The organism is Enterobacter cloacae complex sp. IR5450 (assembly GCF_049238665.1).
Lineage (GTDB): Bacteria > Pseudomonadota > Gammaproteobacteria > Enterobacterales > Enterobacteriaceae > Enterobacter > Enterobacter hormaechei_C.
On record NZ_JBMKIC010000034.1, the window covers coordinates 1 to 18734 of the forward strand.

At 44.4% G+C, this 18734-nt stretch carries 18 protein-coding genes; 9 read left to right on the forward strand and 9 right to left on the reverse strand.

Annotation, left to right across the window (positions count from 1 at the left end; genetic code table 11):
- Nucleotides 1-353 precede the first annotated feature (353 nt).
- Complete coding sequence (gene umuD / locus ACOTYB_RS20220; protein ID WP_000111290.1) at nt 354-788, forward strand: translesion error-prone DNA polymerase V autoproteolytic subunit; 435 nt, start codon at nt 354-356, stop codon at nt 786-788.
- Nucleotides 778-2031, forward strand: coding sequence for a translesion error-prone DNA polymerase V subunit UmuC (umuC, locus tag ACOTYB_RS20225; protein ID WP_001371894.1), 1254 nt, complete (start codon nt 778-780; stop codon nt 2029-2031). The genes umuD and umuC overlap by 11 nt, the downstream gene beginning before the upstream one ends.
- Before the next feature lie 45 nt (nt 2032-2076).
- Here the strand turns inward: umuC and ACOTYB_RS20230 are convergent, their stop codons facing one another.
- Nucleotides 2077-2886 carry a DsbA family protein gene (locus ACOTYB_RS20230; RefSeq protein WP_000031378.1) on the reverse strand — a complete coding sequence of 270 codons (810 nt, stop codon included), beginning with the start codon at nt 2884-2886 and terminating at the stop codon, nt 2077-2079.
- A gap of 262 nt (nt 2887-3148) precedes the next feature.
- Between ACOTYB_RS20230 and ACOTYB_RS20235 the strand changes: the two genes are divergently transcribed.
- The gene (locus ACOTYB_RS20235) at nt 3149-3604 is read left to right on the forward strand and encodes a hypothetical protein (RefSeq protein WP_223230168.1); all 456 of its coding nucleotides are present in this window, start codon (nt 3149-3151) and stop codon (nt 3602-3604) included.
- Nucleotides 3605-3663: 59 nt separating this feature from the next.
- Here ACOTYB_RS20235 and ACOTYB_RS20240 read toward each other — a convergent pair whose 3' ends face one another.
- The 3 genes from ACOTYB_RS20240 to ACOTYB_RS20250 form a co-directional block, all read right to left on the reverse strand.
- A complete protein-coding gene (locus ACOTYB_RS20240; RefSeq protein ID WP_001439466.1) occupies nt 3664-3924 on the reverse strand; it encodes a hypothetical protein in 261 nt (86 codons plus the stop codon).
- 195 nt (nt 3925-4119) lie between these two features.
- Nucleotides 4120-4512 carry a hypothetical protein gene (locus ACOTYB_RS20245; RefSeq protein WP_000843243.1) on the reverse strand — a complete coding sequence of 131 codons (393 nt, stop codon included), beginning with the start codon at nt 4510-4512 and terminating at the stop codon, nt 4120-4122.
- A 24-nt stretch (nt 4513-4536) separates the two neighbouring features.
- The gene (locus tag ACOTYB_RS20250; protein ID WP_000720274.1) at nt 4537-5286 is read right to left on the reverse strand and encodes a thioredoxin fold domain-containing protein; all 750 of its coding nucleotides are present in this window, start codon (nt 5284-5286) and stop codon (nt 4537-4539) included.
- A 147-nt stretch (nt 5287-5433) separates the two neighbouring features.
- Here ACOTYB_RS20250 and ACOTYB_RS20255 point away from each other — a divergent pair, with 147 nt between their 5' ends.
- From ACOTYB_RS20255 to ACOTYB_RS20270, 4 genes are all read left to right on the forward strand, one after another.
- On the forward strand, nt 5434-5973 hold the full coding sequence (locus tag ACOTYB_RS20255) for a lytic transglycosylase domain-containing protein (protein ID WP_000494968.1): 540 nt from the start codon (nt 5434-5436) through the stop codon (nt 5971-5973).
- A gap of 82 nt (nt 5974-6055) precedes the next feature.
- Nucleotides 6056-6613, forward strand: coding sequence for an HAD domain-containing protein (locus ACOTYB_RS20260; RefSeq protein WP_001371950.1), 558 nt, complete (start codon nt 6056-6058; stop codon nt 6611-6613).
- 123 nt (nt 6614-6736) lie between these two features.
- On the forward strand, nt 6737-7798 hold the full coding sequence (locus ACOTYB_RS20265) for an HNH endonuclease signature motif containing protein (protein WP_000902297.1): 1062 nt from the start codon (nt 6737-6739) through the stop codon (nt 7796-7798).
- Nucleotides 7799-7807: 9 nt separating this feature from the next.
- Nucleotides 7808-8314, forward strand: a complete 507-nt coding sequence (locus ACOTYB_RS20270; protein ID WP_000654195.1) for a YrhA family protein — start codon at nt 7808-7810, stop codon at nt 8312-8314.
- 122 nt (nt 8315-8436) lie between these two features.
- Here the strand turns inward: ACOTYB_RS20270 and ACOTYB_RS20275 are convergent, their stop codons facing one another.
- From ACOTYB_RS20275 to ACOTYB_RS20295, 5 genes are all read right to left on the reverse strand, one after another.
- Nucleotides 8437-12387 carry a conjugal transfer protein TraG N-terminal domain-containing protein gene (locus ACOTYB_RS20275; RefSeq protein WP_000386160.1) on the reverse strand — a complete coding sequence of 1317 codons (3951 nt, stop codon included), beginning with the start codon at nt 12385-12387 and terminating at the stop codon, nt 8437-8439.
- Between the two features lie 8 nt (nt 12388-12395).
- Nucleotides 12396-13811, reverse strand: a complete 1416-nt coding sequence (gene trhH, locus ACOTYB_RS20280) for an IncHI-type conjugal transfer protein TrhH (protein ID WP_001257292.1) — start codon at nt 13809-13811, stop codon at nt 12396-12398.
- On the reverse strand, nt 13801-14847 hold the full coding sequence (locus ACOTYB_RS20285; RefSeq protein WP_000196727.1) for a thioredoxin family protein: 1047 nt from the start codon (nt 14845-14847) through the stop codon (nt 13801-13803). Before ACOTYB_RS20285 ends, trhH begins: the two co-directional genes overlap by 11 nt.
- 591 nt (nt 14848-15438) lie before the next feature.
- Nucleotides 15439-15951 (reverse strand): hypothetical protein, encoded by a 513-nt coding sequence (locus ACOTYB_RS20290; RefSeq protein WP_001140952.1) that lies wholly within the window; start codon nt 15949-15951, stop codon nt 15439-15441.
- A gap of 1 nt (nt 15952) precedes the next feature.
- A complete protein-coding gene (locus ACOTYB_RS20295; protein ID WP_000004208.1) occupies nt 15953-16753 on the reverse strand; it encodes a hypothetical protein in 801 nt (266 codons plus the stop codon).
- Between the two features lie 759 nt (nt 16754-17512).
- On the opposite strand from ACOTYB_RS20295, the gene mobI reads away from it, so the two are divergent.
- Together mobI and ACOTYB_RS20305 are read left to right on the forward strand one after the other, a co-directional pair.
- Complete coding sequence (gene mobI / locus ACOTYB_RS20300) at nt 17513-17998, forward strand: conjugative transfer protein MobI(A/C) (RefSeq protein ID WP_000071885.1); 486 nt, start codon at nt 17513-17515, stop codon at nt 17996-17998.
- A complete protein-coding gene (locus ACOTYB_RS20305; RefSeq protein ID WP_000995978.1) occupies nt 17995-18732 on the forward strand; it encodes a hypothetical protein in 738 nt (245 codons plus the stop codon). The genes mobI and ACOTYB_RS20305 overlap by 4 nt, the downstream gene beginning before the upstream one ends.
- Nucleotides 18733-18734 lie beyond the last annotated feature (2 nt).

Sequence of the window (18734 nt, forward strand, 5' to 3'; positions counted from 1 at the left end):
AGGGACAGCTGATAGAAACAGAAGCCACTGGAGCACCTCAAAAACACCATCATACACTAAATCAGTAAGTTGGCAGCATCACCACCTCGCTGAACCTTGCCATATAAGCATCGTACTCAGCCTGGTCTTCAGGAGATAAAAAATTTGGTGGGAGGAGCATCAGAATCCTTTCATCCTAGCTTGTATACCTTCTTCGTAGGCCAGCTCGCCATTATCGGTAAAAGATGGTTTTTGATGTTTATGATAAAGCTTAATTTTTCGTCAGGCTTGATAGCGTTACCGGAGAGATTTGATCTTTTCTCTTCAACTCGCAATACTGTTTATACATACAGTACAAGAATTCGAGTGTAGCTATGTCTGTTATCCTTGAGCACATTAGCAACAAGCCTTACGAAATGGCACCTTTTTTCAGTGATTTACTAAGCTGTGGAGTGATGAGTCCGTGCGCCGGGCATGAAGATAATGAATTAAATTTGCATGAATATGTAGTCCGCAACCGCCCCTCAACCTTCTTTGTCAGGGCGGCGGGCCTCAGTATGATCAATGCCGGTATCAATGATGGAGCAATACTGGTTGTGGATCGGTCTTTAACAGCACGACACGGCTCTATCGTCGTTGCGCTGGTGGATGGAGAGTTTACGGTAAAGATCTTACACACGTATCCTGAGCTGCTTTTGATGCCTTCTAATCCAGCCTATAAGCCGATACGTGTAAATCCTGAATCCCTTGAGATATGGGGCGTCGTCACCTTTGCACTGAATCAGTTCAGCCATGTACATGCACGTTGATATTAACGGAGCCTATGCGGCATTTGAGTGTGCGATGGATCCCAAGCTGTCAAAAAAGCCGCTCATCATAGCCAGCAATAACGATTCGTCCGTCATTGCAATGAATAAACTGGCTAAAAGCGTTGGTATTAAGCGTGGGACCCCAATTTTTAAGTGCAGGGATTTGATTCAGCAACACCGGATCGAAGTCCGGAGCTCTAACTTTACTTTGTATGAAGACTACTCAAATCGCTTCCATGAAACGCTGGAAAGCTTCGCGCCTCAATCGAGTCGATATAGCATAGATGAAAATTTCATGTTATTGAAAAACATGAACAAGATAATAGATTATGAAGATTACGGCCGGTTGATCAGAAGTACACTTCTTCATAATCTGTCCCTTACCTGTGGTGTGGGTTGTTCAAGCACCAAAACCCTCGCTAAATTATGCACCTATGCGAGCAAACGATGGGCAGCTACAGGCGGGGTTGTAGTTTTGACTGATCAGGCCAGGATCAGGAAGCTCCTGAGCCTGATCAGTACCAGAGAAATATGGGGTATTGGTCGAAAGATTAGTGAACGCCTGTCGGCTTTCGGGATCATCACTGCCGGTGATTTTTATAATAGCGACGTTCGCTTTTTACGTAAAAGCTTTGGCGTTGAAATCGAGCGTACCTGGCGGGAACTGCATGGCGAACCATGTTTCCGGCTGCACGAGTCTCCTCCTGTCAGGCAACAGATTATCGTTTCCAGAAGTTTTGGTCAGCGCCTTAATGAGATAGGCAAGCTACATGAGGCAGTTTCATTTTTTACCGCCCGGGCGGCAGAGCAGCTGCGCAAGGATGGCTCGTGGACCCGTCAAATCACAGTCTTCATTCAGAGTAGCAATTATGCGCAAGGTGAAAACCGCTACAGCAATTGTGGTATCGAGCCGCTTACCGCTACACAGGACACCCGCGATCTGGTTGATGCAGCCATGACCATCCTGAACCGCATTTACAGACCCGGGATAGCGTATGCGAAAGCAGGGGTAATGCTCTCCGCTATGACTGACGGCACAGAGCAACTCAGCCTGTTTGATACTCGCCCGGCCAGGCCTGGCAGTCAGGCACTGATGAAAGTTATGGACCGGTTCAATAAAGAAAAGCGCGGAGCTCTGTTTTTACTGGGGGAAGGCATTCAACAGGATTTTCGTATGAAGCAGGCCATGCTATCACCGAGATATACGACCCGCTGGGATGAATTACTCGTTGTAAAAGCGTAGCGGCCATGACCGGCATGGCCGTACTCATCAAATGTGAAAGTAACTTTAGGCCCCGCGAGCTTTTTCGATTGCGCCCTGCAAAGTTGCTGCGTCCATAGCCCCGGGGATAAATGTGGTAGTCGCCGCATTCGGCTTTTTCATATTCATAATGATGAAACCGGGTGTGCCGGTGATCCCGAGCGCTTCGCCCAGCTGCATATTGCCGGAGATCACGTTTTCATACCGGTTTTTTTCCCTGTCAGAAAACGTGCTGTTAAACCCTGACTTTTCCACCACAGTATTAAAGTCAGTGAGTTCGAATTTGCGTTGAGAGGTCATGAAGGTATGAGCCACAGCCATCAGGTTGTTGTGGTACTTACGATAGGCTTCAGCACCGAAATTCTGATAGACGTGCAGACCCGTAGCGGCCCCCATGGCAGATACAGGTTTTGAACCGGCAAAAATCGGGAATTCTTTAAAGAAGAATTTTACATCTTTGCTCTGATTCATTACCGATTCAACAACAGGTGTAACCCGCATGCAGTAAATACACTGATAGTCGAAGAACTCGATTACCGCGACGTCGGCGTCATCAGGGCCGATGTTTGGCGTCTCCTTGGTATCCAGCAGAGCTGGCGCATATGGAATTATTCGTTCCACTGAGGCACTCACGTTCTGATTTTCCAGCGCCTTACCTGCTTCCACTAAATAATGGGGATTTTTTACCAGGTAAGTAGCGGCAATTTTGCCAATTTCTTCCTCACTGAGCACCTTCGGTTTAAAATAAGTTGCCGTGATTAACGCCGAGGCAGCGGTAGCAATAACCGCAGAAATTAAAATCGTGGCCATCGGTTTTAAATAAAATTCTTTAGACATAGCTACCTTTATGCTTTTCAGCCTGTTAGTTATTAACCTGCGATGGATTATACTGGCCCGGTAAATCGGAATTATTCGTGAAACAATGCTTTTTGGAGATTAAAGGATGATTAGGCAGGGCTTTATACTCACAACCGCAATGCTTTTGAGTGGATGCGGATATCATTTCGCAAACCAGGTAGATGCGTACGATCTAATGCCTCGTCCTGTTACAAATAAAAGGTTTCAGATAGTCCCTCCGGACGAAAGTATTCAGTCCAGAATGTTTTCAGGCCGTTTTGCTGATGGATTAGCAAAAAAAGGAGTCATTATTTCCACTCACCAGCCAGATTATGTGCTCAGGTTCCGAATCAGCAGCTCACAGGAGAACATGCAGTATAGCGAGCAGCTTCTTACTGGGGTGACAGGCTACGTTGTAGATAAAAAGACAACGAGAACTGACAAGCATGGCGAATTGCATACTGACTATGACTACAAGCCAGTCGATGGGGTAATAGGCACTGAGACGATGTCGCAGATGCACTATATGCGACAGCTGGATGTCGAGGTATACCCGTCAGCGAAAGGAGCAAAGCAGGTTCTGAAAGTGAGTATGCAAAGCAATGCACCTGTGCCGTCAGACAGCATTGCTTATTCAGCAATGATCGACGCCTTTACTGATAAATTTGATGCGCCGCTGCGTTCCGGAAATTATGTTGCAGTGATCCCCTGGAACTGAAAGCAGACGGCGGGAAGAGAATGTTCAAAAGTGACTTTTGGACACGCACATTAACGTGGCTATCGCCCTCCCCCATTAAAATCATAAAGTCGGTAAAGATCGCCCATCGTGATGGAATTGGGCTTATTAATGAACAGATACTGTAACTGTTCTTTATGTTGAGTACTGGCAGCTGCATTCATAAGCACTTCCAGGTAGAACTTGTAGCCTATGCTTCGCTCTGAATACATATACTGGAACTGCATCAGTAAAATGCCTGACATAACATACAACAGCAGCAGACTGAGTAATACAGTGCTATCAGGCTGTTCCAGTGCCATACTGACATACCCTGAACCCAGAATGCACAGAAGCCACCCCGTCATTAGAGCAGGCACCCTACGACTCAGACGTTTATAACAACGTTTTATTACGGGATCCCGGAGATACTTTTTGTCAGGTATCCCCGTTGCTCTGATGACGAAGCTACTGAGTATCGACATCTTTTTTCCTTCTGGACGCTCTCAGTCAATAAATCAGGCCAGGCGCTCATTGAAAGCTACCACGAGCTGCGAATCGGGATTTTTTACCAGTTCGGGCCGGATAACTTTTAGTTGCCTCGTTGGGGCGAGCTCATCTGTAGGCCTGATGGTGGTATTACCCGGCCCCTTGCGGGTACTGTCGGTGTTTACCTTGAGCTTTTTATTTCCCAGGTAGCTTTCCATCTTTTTAGAGATGGTGTCACCTGTGGTCGCAACACCAGAGAGTTCCTTTAGATGTTCACCTTTATCCATTTGTACCGATGACATCAGAAATCCGATTCCGGGATCGTTTTCCGTTCCACAGGCTCCGTACTGACATTGTGCAGCGAAAACGGGCTGTACACCTACAGCAACCAGCATTAACGTACTCAGTAAAGTAGATTTCATACACACCTCTTACAGTCGGAAAAGTTACTTTTGCGCAGCGCCCATTTGGGTCACCAGGTTTTCCGGGCTCAGCCACCCCGTAAATAACTGCGGTTTGCCGCTTAGTGTCACCATGGTAGGAGTACCTTGCAGCGGGATTGTTGAGGCCACCTGGAAATGCGATTTGATAATGTTTAAGCAAGCCTCATCAGGACGTCCTTCCGGGATAGTTGAAACCGGATTCATCGCTGCATCCAGAGCTTCGTTTGGCTTTGCTGAACACCAGATTTTGGCCATGTTCCCGGCTACTACCGAGTTCAGTCCTGCACGTGGGAATGCAAGAAACTTAATCGAAATACCGGCATCAAGATAAGACTTCAGATCATGATGCAGTTTTTGGCAGTATCCACAGGTTATATCGGTAAAGATAGCAAGCCGGTATTTTTCGTTTGGTGATTTGTAGTCGATGGATTTTGTTTTGGATGCGAATTCCCGGACGCCCATTAAAATGGCCTGCTCAGTGGTGTTTACCACATCTTTACCTTTCACGTGGAATAAGCTTCCGGTAAAAATGTAATCTCCGTCTTTGCTCACGTAACTTACCCCCTCCCTGGAAATCACCGTAAAAATATCTTTTACTGGCGAGGGTTCGACGTGCTCGATTGAAAGCCCAATGGCTTTGAGCTTATCCCGGGCTGCATCTGGCAGTACCATTGTATTAACCGGCTCGGCATTCATCGTGAAGGCGGTACTTAATGAAAGAAGTAATACCGATGCCTTAATAATTTTTTTCATTTCCGCTCCTTAAATCGAGCACTAATATTATCACGCCCCAAAATTCCAGAATTTTGCTTAAACGCTTAAATCAACGGGTAAAGCCGAAAGAAAGTCGATAGATATATGGGAGAATAGATAAAACGTAGATTCAGTGGAGAAATCGTTGTGTTTACACCACCAGCAGATGATGTGAAACCTATTCCCGTTCCTGATGAGATTTACACTCAGTGCATTACGGATGCCGCCCGCTACTTCGGAATTGATGCTGAACTGGTTTTTACGTTGTTTGACAATGAAGGCGGTAAGGTTGGTACTTTCAGCAGGAATACTAACGGCACTTATGATATTGGCCCAATGCAGATCAACTCATCCAATCTACCTGAAATAAAAAAGCATTTCCCGACGGTAACGTGGCGGGTTCTGGCTTACGATGCTTGCGCAAGTTTCTGGGTTGGAACATGGTGGCTCTATAGAAAAATTGTTGATCGCAAGGGCAATGTGTTTGAAGGGATTGCAGATTACAACAGCAAAACCCCAAAGGTACGTGCAAAGTACATATTTAACTTCATGGTAAAGTACAATCGCCGGATCCAGCAGCGTAACGGGATGGGTGAGCTTTATCAATGGACCCAGCAACCTCCTCGATACAATGGCCATATAGCTAAAAATGTCCCGGAGCAAAACCCGACTCCTGTTGTTAAATAAATACAACCCGATATTACAGAAGATCATCGAGTGGCTTGGGTAAACCACCACAAATATTTCACACTGACTCAGGAGTAATATATTGTCTTCTTCTGCAAGAAATTTATTTAAGATTCTCTCTTCTTTCTTGATCCAGAAAAACCCTCATCATGAAGAAGTATGTGTTCATGAAGAAACAACAGCTGGTTTATGGGCCCCTCTCCCTGATTCGCATGTCGTGCTTTTCTTAGATTTCGATGGGGTTTGCCACAGGTGTAAAAATGAAACCTTTGAGCGAATGCCACTGTTAGAGAAATTGCTGGATAACTGCCCTGCCATGGTGATTGTTATCTCCAGCTCATGGCGTGAGTGCGCTAATACAAGTTATCTGAAATCTCTGTTCCGGGTGCCTTATAGAGACAAAATCATAGGTGCAACCGGTTCGGTATATTTAAAACACGGACAGACTGGTGTGCGGGCTGCCGAGTGTGAGGACTTTGTCTTTTCACATCGAGTTAAAGCATTTATCTGCCTTGATGACGACGAATCATTATTTCCGGCCGGTTATCCGCATTTGCACAAAACCGATTATTACACGGGCCTCACCGAATCTGACCTTGCAGCTCTTAACGCAAGGTACCATCAGCTCATGGGACGCTGATGAACAAAGTAACTTTCCTTTTACCCTGTCACTGCTGATCTCGTACGCCCATCCACTTTAGGATTGATTGTTTTATACCATACGCAATAATGTCTCATATGAATTCGACAAGAAAGGGACATTATGCTGCATCACTGTCAGGCTAAGTCACTGGATGACATATACCTTGAGGATATTCCCCACATCATACATCCGGCCACGGCGGTACATGACCTCGAAGATACCGCCCTGCCAAACCGGATTATTCAGGAATGGAATTTACCGCAGGGATATACACAGTTTGTCAGCCGGTATCACCAGTTCCACCATCAACGCCCCTGGCTCGCTTACCGCGATACGCTTGACGACATCAGATACGGTAAGATCGTTCTGCTTAGAAAAGACATAACCGGCAATGCCGGGCCGGGGGTTATATCAAATGGCAACCTACGCAATGACCTGCCCCTGTCCCTCTTTACCCGTCTGCGCGATATCATCTCTCGTCAGTTGAAACGCCCGGGGTATTACGTTCGATCAACGACACCAGCACAGCACGCCCAATCAACAAAAACCATTAATTCCAAAGCGGCTGGTCGTCTTCTCGCAGCTGGCGGGCTTTATAATGGAAATGTGGAGGGATTTCGACATACGGCTGAACAACTTGGCGGCGAAGCTGTTGAAGGCTATGACCAGGTATTGAACGAAACAACTTCAGGTATGCTGGTTGCAGCGGCTTCACTTCTGGTTATCCGAAATCCAAGGTCTGCGGATGAATTGACAAGTTATCTCGGCAAGTACAAAAAAGCACACGTTTTGCTCGATGATATGAATGTTAGCGAATTGAACTACATGCGCCGAGACAGAGCTGAATATTTAGCTCTCCGTGGACAATTCAACAATACTGTACGCCCTAACTTCCTTAAATCACTTTCAGACCACCCAGATGCCCTGGCTACGTTTGAACCTAACGATTTGATGAAACTTGCAACAGGCAAGGTCCCCTCTGGGTGGCAGGTTCACCACAAGATCCCTCTTGATGATGGTGGCACAAACGCTATAGACAACCTGGTACTTATTCAGAATTCACCATACCATTCAGCACTGTCGAAAGCACAATCCATCATTACGAAGGATCTACCGTATAATTCAAGCACCAAAGTTCTATGGCCATCGCCGAACGGTGTTATCTACCCGGTAGGAAAGTAAGAGGCGCTCATGAAAGATTTAACTCAACTACTCAGCAGCTTAAAGAGGTTGATGGTTGCAGATCACTACCCTTTAGCCAGCCCGGTAGCCCCGGAAGTCTTGAAAGACTTAATCTGCAATCCGCCTCCAGTGGAGTGGGCAGATCACAAAAAGAGCGCCTATATAGATATACAGAAACTCATTAAAACCAGGCTTGATTATGCCCAAGTGTTTAATGCTATGGATGGTTTTGAGTACAACGGACTTACGTTTTATAACCTTGTTCAGGCAGAGAACGAAAATCTATTGTGGTCAAATATTTACATACGCAACTTTGAAGCACGAGACAATGAAATCTACGTTGACCCAAATCTCACTGATAAGGTGTTAATCGGAGAAGATGGCATGTCACTTTTCGCTTATAGTTTTGCAGACGACTGCTTTCAGATAAGAGACAAAGCATCTACTGATTATGTTATTGAATCTCATACAGAGTTTGATAGATTTTTGTCTTCACTGATTCAAACCGTCAGTTGAATGTTCCGCAAGAGCGGTACTTCTGAAAAAAAGGCCGCAAACACATACTTTGCGGCCTTAATTGTTTAGCAGTAATTTACAATCTATTGATAGTCATTTCAGGAGGTTATATTCAACCTCCCTTATTTTTTATTTTCATTAAGCCACTGATCCGCTTTATCGACACGTGACTGGTAAGGCTCATTTGTGTTGCTCAGCTCTGACTTCATGTACTGAATGAATTCATCTGCTTTCTGAGGCCCAAAGCGTGGGTCATCCGTCAATTGCTGCCGGATAGCCCTTTCAGAGTTCTGCGCTGCATTCGCATAAGTCGAAACGCCGTCGCTGCTAATACTCTGATACCGGTCACTTACAGCTGCGACGCCATCAGACATCTGCATGTGATTAAGGACTTTACCCTGGAGAGAATCAGGCATATTTGCAGGGTTAGAGGCATCATTTGCTATCGATGTCTGGGTTTGAAGGATGCCCGCTCCCGTAAGCATCTCATTTACCGGTTTCGCCCCAACGCTGGTTAGCGTATCCGAAACAAATTGCTGGCCCCCGAGTAGCGCACCAGAAATCGCGCCCCGCTCAGTGTTGGCCTCTATCTTTTCCCCAACCAAGCGATCTGTGACGGTCTGAGTGCGGTTACCAACGAGACCACCGCCCGACCCACCTTCTCCCAGGTTTGCCCGTACGACTGACTCAAGTGAACCATCAGCTCTGTTATGAGTGTTGAAACTGCTATGGATGCTCTTAACGTCATTCATACTCCAGTTAACGTTATAGTTACCCAGTTCATTAAGGATCTTCTGGGTATCCGCTTTGAGCTGCTCTCTTTCGGCACCGGTAGCCATGGTGCTGGCACCATAGGTAAAGACAGCTTGCTGTGCCAATTCAGCTCGCTTATCGTCCCGGCTTAAGTTCGGGTTGTTGGCAACACGACTAAAGTAGTTATCAGTGTTATTAGATAAGCCACGAACTTGCCCGCTCTGATACATACTGTTCAAAGCAGTGGCTCGTTGATCCATTCCATCACCAACCACCCGACCTCCAACCTTTTCCAGATCGTTAAATGTGCCTTCTGCATTTCTGACATCCTGACCCGAATTGACGACTTTCTCTACACCCTGATTATTCAGTACAGGTCCATTCTTTTCGAGAGAATTAAGCACATTCCTTTCTTCATCAGAATAAGTGCGGCCCACGTTGTTGTTATGTATTCCCTGAATATCGCCTTTGCCCGCGTTATCAAGGTTATACGGAGTAAAGCCAGCTTCACTTTTTCCAGGGACATGCTGTGTCGCGTCCTGAGCGTTGGAGGAAAGACCGAGTTTAGCCTGCGAATCTACACTTCCACCCAGTTCCCCTACGCGTGACGCACTCATCACGCCAGACGTATTTACGCTGTCAGGAGTTCTATCCTGTGCCTGAGTGATAGTATTAATTCCTGACCCGTCACCTGAAATTCTGTCGAGCTGATTGGTGATAGGTAGCAGCTGCTGTGCATTACCACCGAAGTCGGAAACCAGACTTTTAAGCAGGCTGGAGGTTTCACGGAGATCCTGTTTATTACTTTCGGCCGTCTCTCCCCGGGCGGTATCAATCGCAATTTTTTGCTCACTGAAATCTCGGGTTGCAGCCACAAGCGCGTCAGTACGTTGAAGCTGCGATCCAAGCTGATTACTGGCCTTGAAGGTATCGTTATAGGAGTTGAATTTCTCCATAAACGCATTCTCATCCAGCCCATTCTTACGAGCAAAATTCCTTACATCATCATCACTGAAGTTTTTGTTGCGAATAGAATCGGAGAACCTGTCCAGGTTAATGCTTTGTTTAGAATCAAGGCTCATTCCACTATTGGAGCTTGCGTTAGTCGAAACCGATGTAGAAATATTTTGCGCCATCGTCTGTGTCGCCTGGTTCATTTTCGACGATGCTTCTTTAAACGCATTAGTATTGGATATCTGATCGCTGCTTACCTGAGACGCCGCTTTACTGAACTGGTCAGTTAACGCAGAATCCTGGCTAAGCTGATTCGTGATTGCTTTTGAAAGGTCATTTGAAAGCGAGTCACTGCCTGTATTGGTCTTAGATGCACCGCTACTCAATTGCCCTGCTACAGCCGCTTTCAGCCCGGCTCCATTGCCAGTTCCAACACCTCCATTAAGCCCAGCGTTGAGAATAACATTTGAAGCAATGCTGGCCATCTGAGACGCACTCACCCCATGTTTCGTTGCAATACCTTCTGCTACAGAGGCACCAATCTTATCCGAGATCTGCTTCATTGTTTGCAGGTTGGTTGAGAACTGCTGGCTCGACTGTCCTGACCTTCCAATTTCGCTCATCTGACTGTAACCAGCCTGGAATGAATTACTTGCCGCACTCATAACTGATGAGGTTACAGCTGATCCTTGTCCCTGGCTGTTAGCGATACTTGAACCAGCATTCCACATTCCAAGACGGAAATTACTTGAATCAACTGCGCCGCCATCGCTGTATCCCTGACCGGTACTGGTTAAGGCGGTTCGTGTCACGTCACCAAATGAAGATTTACCGCTGTTAGGGCCATCCCATACTTTGGGCGTTACATGACCAGTATCCACCGGCGCATCGGGGGTCACTCCCTTAACCGCATTCATCATCGGGTGAATCGACTGTGTCATCAGGAATAATGTGAGTACCGGAATCAGAGCATAGAGGGCGGAAGCAACAGACAGGTATGAACTGTATGTTTCCGCAAGCCCTGGGAGTCCCATCCACGTGACGGCATTATTCTGGCTGTTGAGGGTGCTCCAGGTATCCAAGTCGGCCGTCGCGACTTTCTTCACATACGCGTTGACCATTACTGCCGTAAGCGGCCACATATTCACGAAGAGGATAAGTTGCAAATATTTCGCCGCAGCGGCAACACCATTACCACCTAACGCCAGCAGCATAAGCAAAGCAAATGGAGCAACCATATAAGCAAACATTTCAAGGAATGCGATTGCTGCTCCCGACAGTTGTAACCACAACTGGCCCTGTGAAGCCATTGTGTTGGTTCGCTTCAGAGAAGCCTCAAACAACTGCATATCGGAAGCCAGACCGAGTGGGGTCTTATATTTGCTTGCGCCATTTCTGAGCTCATTCATAATGAACAGGTTCAGGGTGGCGTCATACGAACCAATAGCCTTACCGTACATACCATTTGCTGACGCCATAACATCAGTAAAGCTTGCGCCGGTAGGTGCACCATTTGCTTCGTCTGGAGTAAGGATGCCGTTTGTCTGTCCTATAAGGGAAATAGTCTGGCGAGCTTCAGCTGTACTGGTAACCTGTTTCACAGTTGACCAGACCTCATCACACGTACCAGATTTTGAACCGTTAGCGCCAACAATACTGGCAGAGGCATTCTTCAGTGCGCCTTTCATCGCCTGATTAATCCGGTCCATGCTATCTGCCAGATTAGCTGAGAAAATATCGTTAAAAATAGTTTCTTTACCGGCAATATTTGCGCTTGAGTTTTGGGTAGCCTTCAGGCAGTTGTATGCAAGAGACTGAACGGTAGCACATACGTTCATTGGCCCTAGCCCGCTGGCCGGTTCAGGAAATGCGGAACAGTAGCCCTGGCTATCGCCGCCCCATTGCAAAAACTTCACGAATCGGATCATCGGACCGAGGGTGATGTCATCGTCCAGAGTTGTTGCAGACAGGTCCACCGGAGAAAGCGGATCAAACGCTGTTTTATAATCCTTCAGCAAACCCTGGCTTAAGTTAGTGGTGACGGTTGCCATCGCAGCAATAAAAATTGGAATTCCGTCGACGTTTCTGACCTCTCCCGACTTTACAGATTCAATAGTTACATCCACTCGAACCATTGCCATCATGAAAAGGATCAACCCCAAAAACCAGGAGAAAAACGGTAATTCATTTTTGGTCGGAGCCTGAAGCCATAGCCACGTTTTATAGAATAGGCTCACACCTGCTACAACGGCGGCCGTGGTCAGGAACTCTTTTACACCAGTATATTGAGAAAAGATCAGGGCAATACCGGTAAAAGCCGACCAGACAAAATCAATATCACCCAGGGTATATATGTTGTAATCCATGTCAGACCTCAGTTACGTGTGCCACGAATACTTTCAGTGAAAGCCTTCCGTTGCAGGCGACGGTTATCCCAGGTTGAAATGACGTCCGAGCTGGTACCGACCTGGCTGTGCGATAGCTCATAGGCGGCTTTAACCTGTTTTGAGAGATTGTCTGTTAATCGGTTGAGATCATCCCTTTTACCCGACAGCGACTCACTCGGTATGCTCATGGTTGAAATTTTGGCCTCAACCTGGCGCAACATGTTGATTACGAGGCTCGTCGCAGCAATAGTGCTGATGTCCTGAATGTATGCGTACCCTTCCGGTGCTTCGAATGTTTGCAAAGAGTCGATAATGGTCGGGATGCCGATATAGGAGATAATGCGTAATTCATCATCTGAAACACGAACGTCGTTGATGATTTTTTTCTGTACGTTTAAAAGAAGATCAGAAATGGTATCCTTCAATCCCTTAAAACCACCGTCATTAACTTCTGACATGACAAGGCACTGAGCCTTTCGTGGGGATGATGGATCTGGTGCCGGAGAACACTTGAGCATTTTAATTGATCCGCCAGCTGGTGGCCCCATGATGTAATCCGTGACAGTCATGGTAGACGGGCGGACTTCCATTCCCGCTTTTTCGCCTTTGCTATCCCAGTTGATAATGACAGTACCTACGAGAGACATAAGTTGTTCTGCCAGTTTATAACCGGATAACTCCGTTACCCCTCCGATGTTCATCGTTCCCTTATCAATATCCATGAACGACATATAGAAGAGGTTACCACTGAATTTTTCAGCGAACTCTTCGGGATCCTTTGCTTTAACCTGAGAAGTGACAGCTTCAGGTGACTTTGTCATCGATGAGCCAAAATCAGGAATAAGACCATTAATCGATCCCAGAATTGAGGCTGGTCCAGAGCTAACTGAGTTAGCGAACTGGCTTGGCGTACCCACGTTTTCAGAAAGGAAAGAGTAAGTTGCATTGCATGAATCTTTCGCAAATTTATTTAGCGCTTGCAGTTTGTTTTGGATGTCATTAATCGTTGCAGCACAGTCAGCACAAATAGCTGAAACAGCAACGTTAAAAGCATAGATAGCCGCACCCTGGGCAATACCACGGGCCACCTGCACAAGCTGGTCCCCGTTGATCATGCTGAAGGACCCAAGAAAAACGTCAATACCGTTACAACCGACAGAAGCTTTTGGAAACGACATGGAAACAAGGTTGGTATTAACGTTTGTTGTTCGGTAAGACATTGACCCGCCAACTATGCCTGTACGGGTTGCTGTGGAAAAGGTGGCCGGGCTGGTAGACGTCATCATGCCATTGAAAATGTTACGCATTGCGTTGTCTGCATTTGCAGTCGGGGCTAAAATTGCAGCACAAACAGAAAGAGACAAAAGTAACTTTTTGAAGTTGAAAACGGCATTACTGCGCATAAGTGCCTCCAAAACTGCCGCCAGCATTGAGATAATTGACCGGATCGGCCGTAGGCATGTCATAGCCTTCGAGTTTTTGGTCCATTATTTTTTGAAGTAGGAATGGGTCTGATTCCATTTCGGATTTATTAACGGTAATAACGCCATCATCGCCGATGGTATATTGCCTTTTAATATCTAGAGTTGACTGGAACGAAGCGTCATCGATCAGATTCATGCCCTTCGCGGCAAGTATAATAGTGTTCTTTAATTCATCAGCGGAGATCATGCCTTCACTAATGCGCTGAGCTGATGTCCCATCCTTTGAAACCAGGAAAATTGTAGGTACCTCTCGAATTTTAAATTGATCAATAATTTGTGCGTTGGGGATGTTAAAATCCTGAAAAAGGCCATTATGCAATGGCCTTCCATCCATACTGATTGGAAGAATATCTACCGAATAATAGTTCTGCATAAATTGAAGTATTTGGCTTTCTTCGTGGCAAAACTGGCAAGTACTCTGGAAAAAGAAAAATAAACCTGACTTAGTAAAGATATCTTTCATTACCGTTTGCTGATTTTTTTCAACAACAGTGCGGTGAGCATCCAGTGCCACCTTTTCCACTGGTTGCCTGCGTTTTTCAGACATCATCGGGTTTTTAAGAAAATAATCTTTTGATTTGTCAGAAAAACGCGTACTGATATCCAGCATTAACCTTTGCGCCGTGTAATAACGTGATAGATTTTCTGCGGTAGGGTTATCCATTGCCTGCGTTAACAGTCGAGGCATATTCTCTTTTAGCCATTTTGAATTTAAATCTACCATTTCCTCTTTTGAAGGCGAGCTAGCAGCACCGGTTGGTGGCAAAACCTCTTCTTCTTCAGCTTCGCTTTTTTTAGCAGGATCGTCATACCAGAAGAAACCCTTCTTATAAGCCTGGCCAGATACAAAGGGCGTATCTTTTATTAGGGGTTGCTCAGGGCTGGCGTGGGCACCAGTAATTACCAAAGACATAAGCAAAACCATCTTTGAAGGCGCTAATGCAATACGAGTCATAGACCGTTCTCCTTTTCTGATGCGGTTATGATGGCATACAAAAAAAAGGTTAGAGCTCGTATAGCATGGTCGTTTTTATGTTGAAAAGGACGGAAAAGGAGTGCTGACTAAGAAGATAGTCTCGGTGATGGAAAGATCATCCATCTTGCACGTTGTCAAAAATCCGGTGTAACAAAAACATGGTTTTATCGAATATCTAAAAGCAAATATTGCTTTGAAAACAGGTGTATTTAGAGCTGAAAAAAATCATCACAAGTAATGCTGTTTCTATATTTCAAAAAAGGAATAGCTAAGGATCAAAGAAGCGAACTTAGACAAGAATATAAAATATATTAATTGAAAGCGATTAAGAAGTCGTCATGCATAGAAGGTTTTGAGAACCTAAGTAGTTTTACGTTTTCAACAGAAAAAAAGGTGCACATTTTTGGAACGAAGAAAAACTGAATAAAGAAAAATCAAATTATATCTTTACTTGTCAAGAGTTGATATTTAAGTTGTAACTAATATTTGATTGTAAAGCAAACAACAGAATTTGACTTAAGTCAATATTTAGATTCAGACAAGGCAAGTTTCGCGATATCTTTTTTAAATTTAATCTAATTCTTCTTGAGAATACCTCTCTATGGCTGAAGCAGTTGAAGATAATCTGCAACGTGGACAATGAGCATCATTTGTCACTGGCACAATGTATGGGCGTTTACATTTTTCGCAGGCACCTAGTTCTTCAATTTCTTTCATAGAAGTAAGGATTTCTATTATTTTATTAACTTCCGGTGCGCATACAAAGTATCCCAGATTATGAAGGACACTCATTATTCGGTTGAAGTCAATTTGCCGAAAACTCGCTTCCGGATTTATTGGATCAAAACCAAAATAGTTAACTGCGACATCAATAACAGCAGAAAAGGCTCGGCGGTTATCTGTGCGTTTGCTCCAGCCCCGGATACCTTTTTTGAGTTTTGTTTTTGCACCAGGCTCAAAATCGATATTTTCAGCAACATGATTACCGTACAAAATTCGTATTGTATTTTTATTTGCCCCAAGCGACATAGTTCTTGCTGCTCGCAATAGAGCATTAGCTTTTGTTTGATCGACCTTTGCCATATCAATAATCCTTTAACATAACTTTATTTGTTAAAGTGTTGAACACATCCTGACGGTGACTGGTGAACATAGTGTCATAACGTAATAGTTCCATCAAATCATCACTAACTTTTCCTAACCGGATGTCAGCAGACAATTCATAAGCCCAGGCAAAAACTTTCGTTTTAAGTGAAACACTCTCTTCAATATGCCCTTGTGAGAAAGCAATTGTACGTGGGAAAAGAACGACATCGTTAATTGTTTTTAACGATGAATAACCAATGTCTTTAATAGCATCAGCTGTAGTTGGTTTTAAACCAAAGAAAATACTTACAAACTCTGGTGCGAGCATTGAGATAAAGAACACCTGCATAAAGTAGTCATTCTGTATATCAACACATTTAGAACGCAACTCATGAATCTTCTTGGGATTATAGATATCCACTGTACCATTCAGAAAAGTCACTTTTTCACCGGCATCGTAAATACCATAGTCAATATCATTTGTATCATATTCACGAATTACATTGGAATCACCGTCCAAGACCGCAGAAAAAAACCTCTCCCATGTAATTTCCTTTCCGAGTGTACGCGGAACCAAAAAACTACCTGGACGTGTTTCCACTTCAAAAGCTAAATCAGCGGCTGTACTAAATCCTTTCCCAAATAGGCGACGCTGGAGAAGAGGAGTCCCAGTTTGATATGCAGAAGATCCATGCACAGGCAATAACATTAAAAATGCACGGTAACTACGAATAAGCGAAATCTCAGTGCGGAAAAGTTTACCGAGTAAGCTACGAGTTAAATTATCAGATTCTGACATGTGCTGATTGTCCTTGCGCCATTACAATTGTTCAAATCTTCAACATGGATTTTTTGTTAGGTGTTCGGTAGGGTGAAAAGTAACTTTTAGTATTTTCTTAAGGCTTGAATAAGCCTTAAATCTATCCCTTCAACCACACCGCTTACTTGTAACACTTTTTAACCAAACTAACCAGAATTTTATCAAAAATTCCTGCGCATGCTAACGAAATGTGAAGCGATTAAAAAAAAACCTAAATCCAGCCCCTCCCAACGTTGGATTAGAATAACGACGTCTTTCACTGACCGTCATAAACTGACATTTTTACTTTTCATCAACCTCATGCTTACATAGGATCACTAAACAAAGAAAAGTGACCCTATGAATGCCTCACATAGGGTCACTTATGTTTGAAAAGTGACCCTATGTAATGTCGTCATAGGGTCACTTTTTATAAAAGTGTCACTATGGACAAAGTTCCATAGGGTCATTTTTTTTGGAAAAGTGGCACTAGATATATGTATAACTTTAATAGAGCAATGCACATTATCAAAAGCAATAATCCACAATGGTCATTCTGTCAAAAGTAACTTTAGGGGGTAGCGATGGAAGTGAGGCTAAACTCGCTGTTACTGTTTCTGAAGGCCCCTCCCGAATGGGGGAAACAGCGAGTGCATTACATCTGTTCAATTCCCTCATCAAAGAGCATTCAAAAATCTTCTGTTCGTGAAAAAAAACGGAAATTTCCTCCGGTATAGTAATTTCACATCAGGAGGCGTCATGAGTAATTCAAATCTTATAAGTTCTATAGAGCTAACACGTAAAAATTTACGTGCTCAGATTGAAGGTTTGCGTGTTGAGGCTGAAGATCTCATTACAAAATACTGGATCAAGTGGAAGGAACGAAACCACCAAGAGATTAACCTTACCCGACATAGCAAAGTTCCAAAGAGGGAGTACCTGGGTTCTTACGCACCAAAAGTTGAGCTAATTGGTAATGCCAGAAAAGTAACGATCACTTGGCATCAGTTCAGCCCTTATAAAACAAGAGCGCCTAGCCACATGTCAAAACGGGTGCAACCAATGAAAAGTGGAAAATATTCTAAGAACTGTTTTGTAAACCATGCCAGCTGGGAATACGAAATGATTTCTGAAACGGAAGCATTGCTGGAGCCTTACAGAGAAATGCTTGAGCTCTATCATTCAGCATATATCGAACTTGGACGAAAAATCCGTCAATACTCAAAAACTAAGGTGGCACAATGAACGACGCAATTATCACGGACAATGAGCGTATTAACATTGAACCAAAAGATGTAATGGTAAAAGGTTCAAATAAAAAGCAAGGCGTAAACGCTCAAACTTCTACTCAACGTAGACCAGAGCACCAGGGTATGGCCAAAGTTATTATTAACCCCGGCACCCCAGACTTTAACCGGTTTTTAACTGCCAGAAATGGAGCAGTCATCAGAGGTTTTGATGATGTGAGTATCGCTATTTCCTCTCTCTTTAAAACGGTTGATGCAGTTAAACATCCTGACCTTGTTCAGGCTATTCAGGATTGGTTCAACGAGCTGCATGAAGAAAACAATAAGATGAAAGAAAATCTTGTTGCTTATATTAAGTCAATTGAGTTCGACAAGAATGACTCATTCATGTCATCAACTCAGTTTGTACCTTTCAGTTTTGAACCAGTACAACTCAACTTCAATAACCACAACACCATGAGGTTTTACAAGTACATCTTCGAGATGAACCAGCTCATGAACACAATGTATGAGTACAACTCATTGGGTTTACTGGCTGTAAGCGACTATCCGGTTATGTCTCACAACATTATAAAGAGTATTAATTTATATGTTGAGAATGTGAAAAAGACTCTGAATGTTTCTCGCCGTAAGGATGGGCCATACAGTCCAGCAGAGTTCATCACCAAAGTAATGCAATATAAAAGTGTGCAGGCATACATTGCAGCCGAACTGTCAGGCAAACGTCGATAAGG

Excerpts from the sequence above, each read along its gene's own strand:
- trhH (WP_001257292.1), bottom strand. The coding sequence starts at position 13,811 with ATGCGCAGTAATGCCGTTTTCAACTTCAAAAAGTTACTTTTGTCTCTT.
- ACOTYB_RS20295 (WP_000004208.1), bottom strand. The coding sequence starts at position 16,753 with ATGTCAGAATCTGATAATTTAACTCGTAGCTTACTCGGTAAACTTTTC.
- ACOTYB_RS20235 (WP_223230168.1), top strand. The coding sequence starts at position 3,149 with ATGTTTTCAGGCCGTTTTGCTGATGGATTAGCAAAAAAAGGAGTCATT.
- ACOTYB_RS20265 (WP_000902297.1), top strand. The coding sequence starts at position 6,737 with ATGCTGCATCACTGTCAGGCTAAGTCACTGGATGACATATACCTTGAG.
- ACOTYB_RS20305 (WP_000995978.1), top strand. The coding sequence starts at position 17,995 with ATGAACGACGCAATTATCACGGACAATGAGCGTATTAACATTGAACCA.
- ACOTYB_RS20240 (WP_001439466.1), bottom strand. The coding sequence starts at position 3,924 with ATGGCACTGGAACAGCCTGATAGCACTGTATTACTCAGTCTGCTGCTG.
- ACOTYB_RS20285 (WP_000196727.1), bottom strand. The coding sequence starts at position 14,847 with ATGACTCGTATTGCATTAGCGCCTTCAAAGATGGTTTTGCTTATGTCT.
- ACOTYB_RS20250 (WP_000720274.1), bottom strand. The coding sequence starts at position 5,286 with ATGAAAAAAATTATTAAGGCATCGGTATTACTTCTTTCATTAAGTACC.
- ACOTYB_RS20245 (WP_000843243.1), bottom strand. The coding sequence starts at position 4,512 with ATGAAATCTACTTTACTGAGTACGTTAATGCTGGTTGCTGTAGGTGTA.
- ACOTYB_RS20290 (WP_001140952.1), bottom strand. The coding sequence starts at position 15,951 with ATGGCAAAGGTCGATCAAACAAAAGCTAATGCTCTATTGCGAGCAGCA.
- umuD (WP_000111290.1), top strand. The coding sequence starts at position 354 with ATGTCTGTTATCCTTGAGCACATTAGCAACAAGCCTTACGAAATGGCA.
- ACOTYB_RS20275 (WP_000386160.1), bottom strand. The coding sequence starts at position 12,387 with ATGGATTACAACATATATACCCTGGGTGATATTGATTTTGTCTGGTCG.
- ACOTYB_RS20270 (WP_000654195.1), top strand. The coding sequence starts at position 7,808 with ATGAAAGATTTAACTCAACTACTCAGCAGCTTAAAGAGGTTGATGGTT.
- umuC (WP_001371894.1), top strand. The coding sequence starts at position 778 with ATGCACGTTGATATTAACGGAGCCTATGCGGCATTTGAGTGTGCGATG.
- mobI (WP_000071885.1), top strand. The coding sequence starts at position 17,513 with ATGAGTAATTCAAATCTTATAAGTTCTATAGAGCTAACACGTAAAAAT.
- ACOTYB_RS20230 (WP_000031378.1), bottom strand. The coding sequence starts at position 2,886 with ATGTCTAAAGAATTTTATTTAAAACCGATGGCCACGATTTTAATTTCT.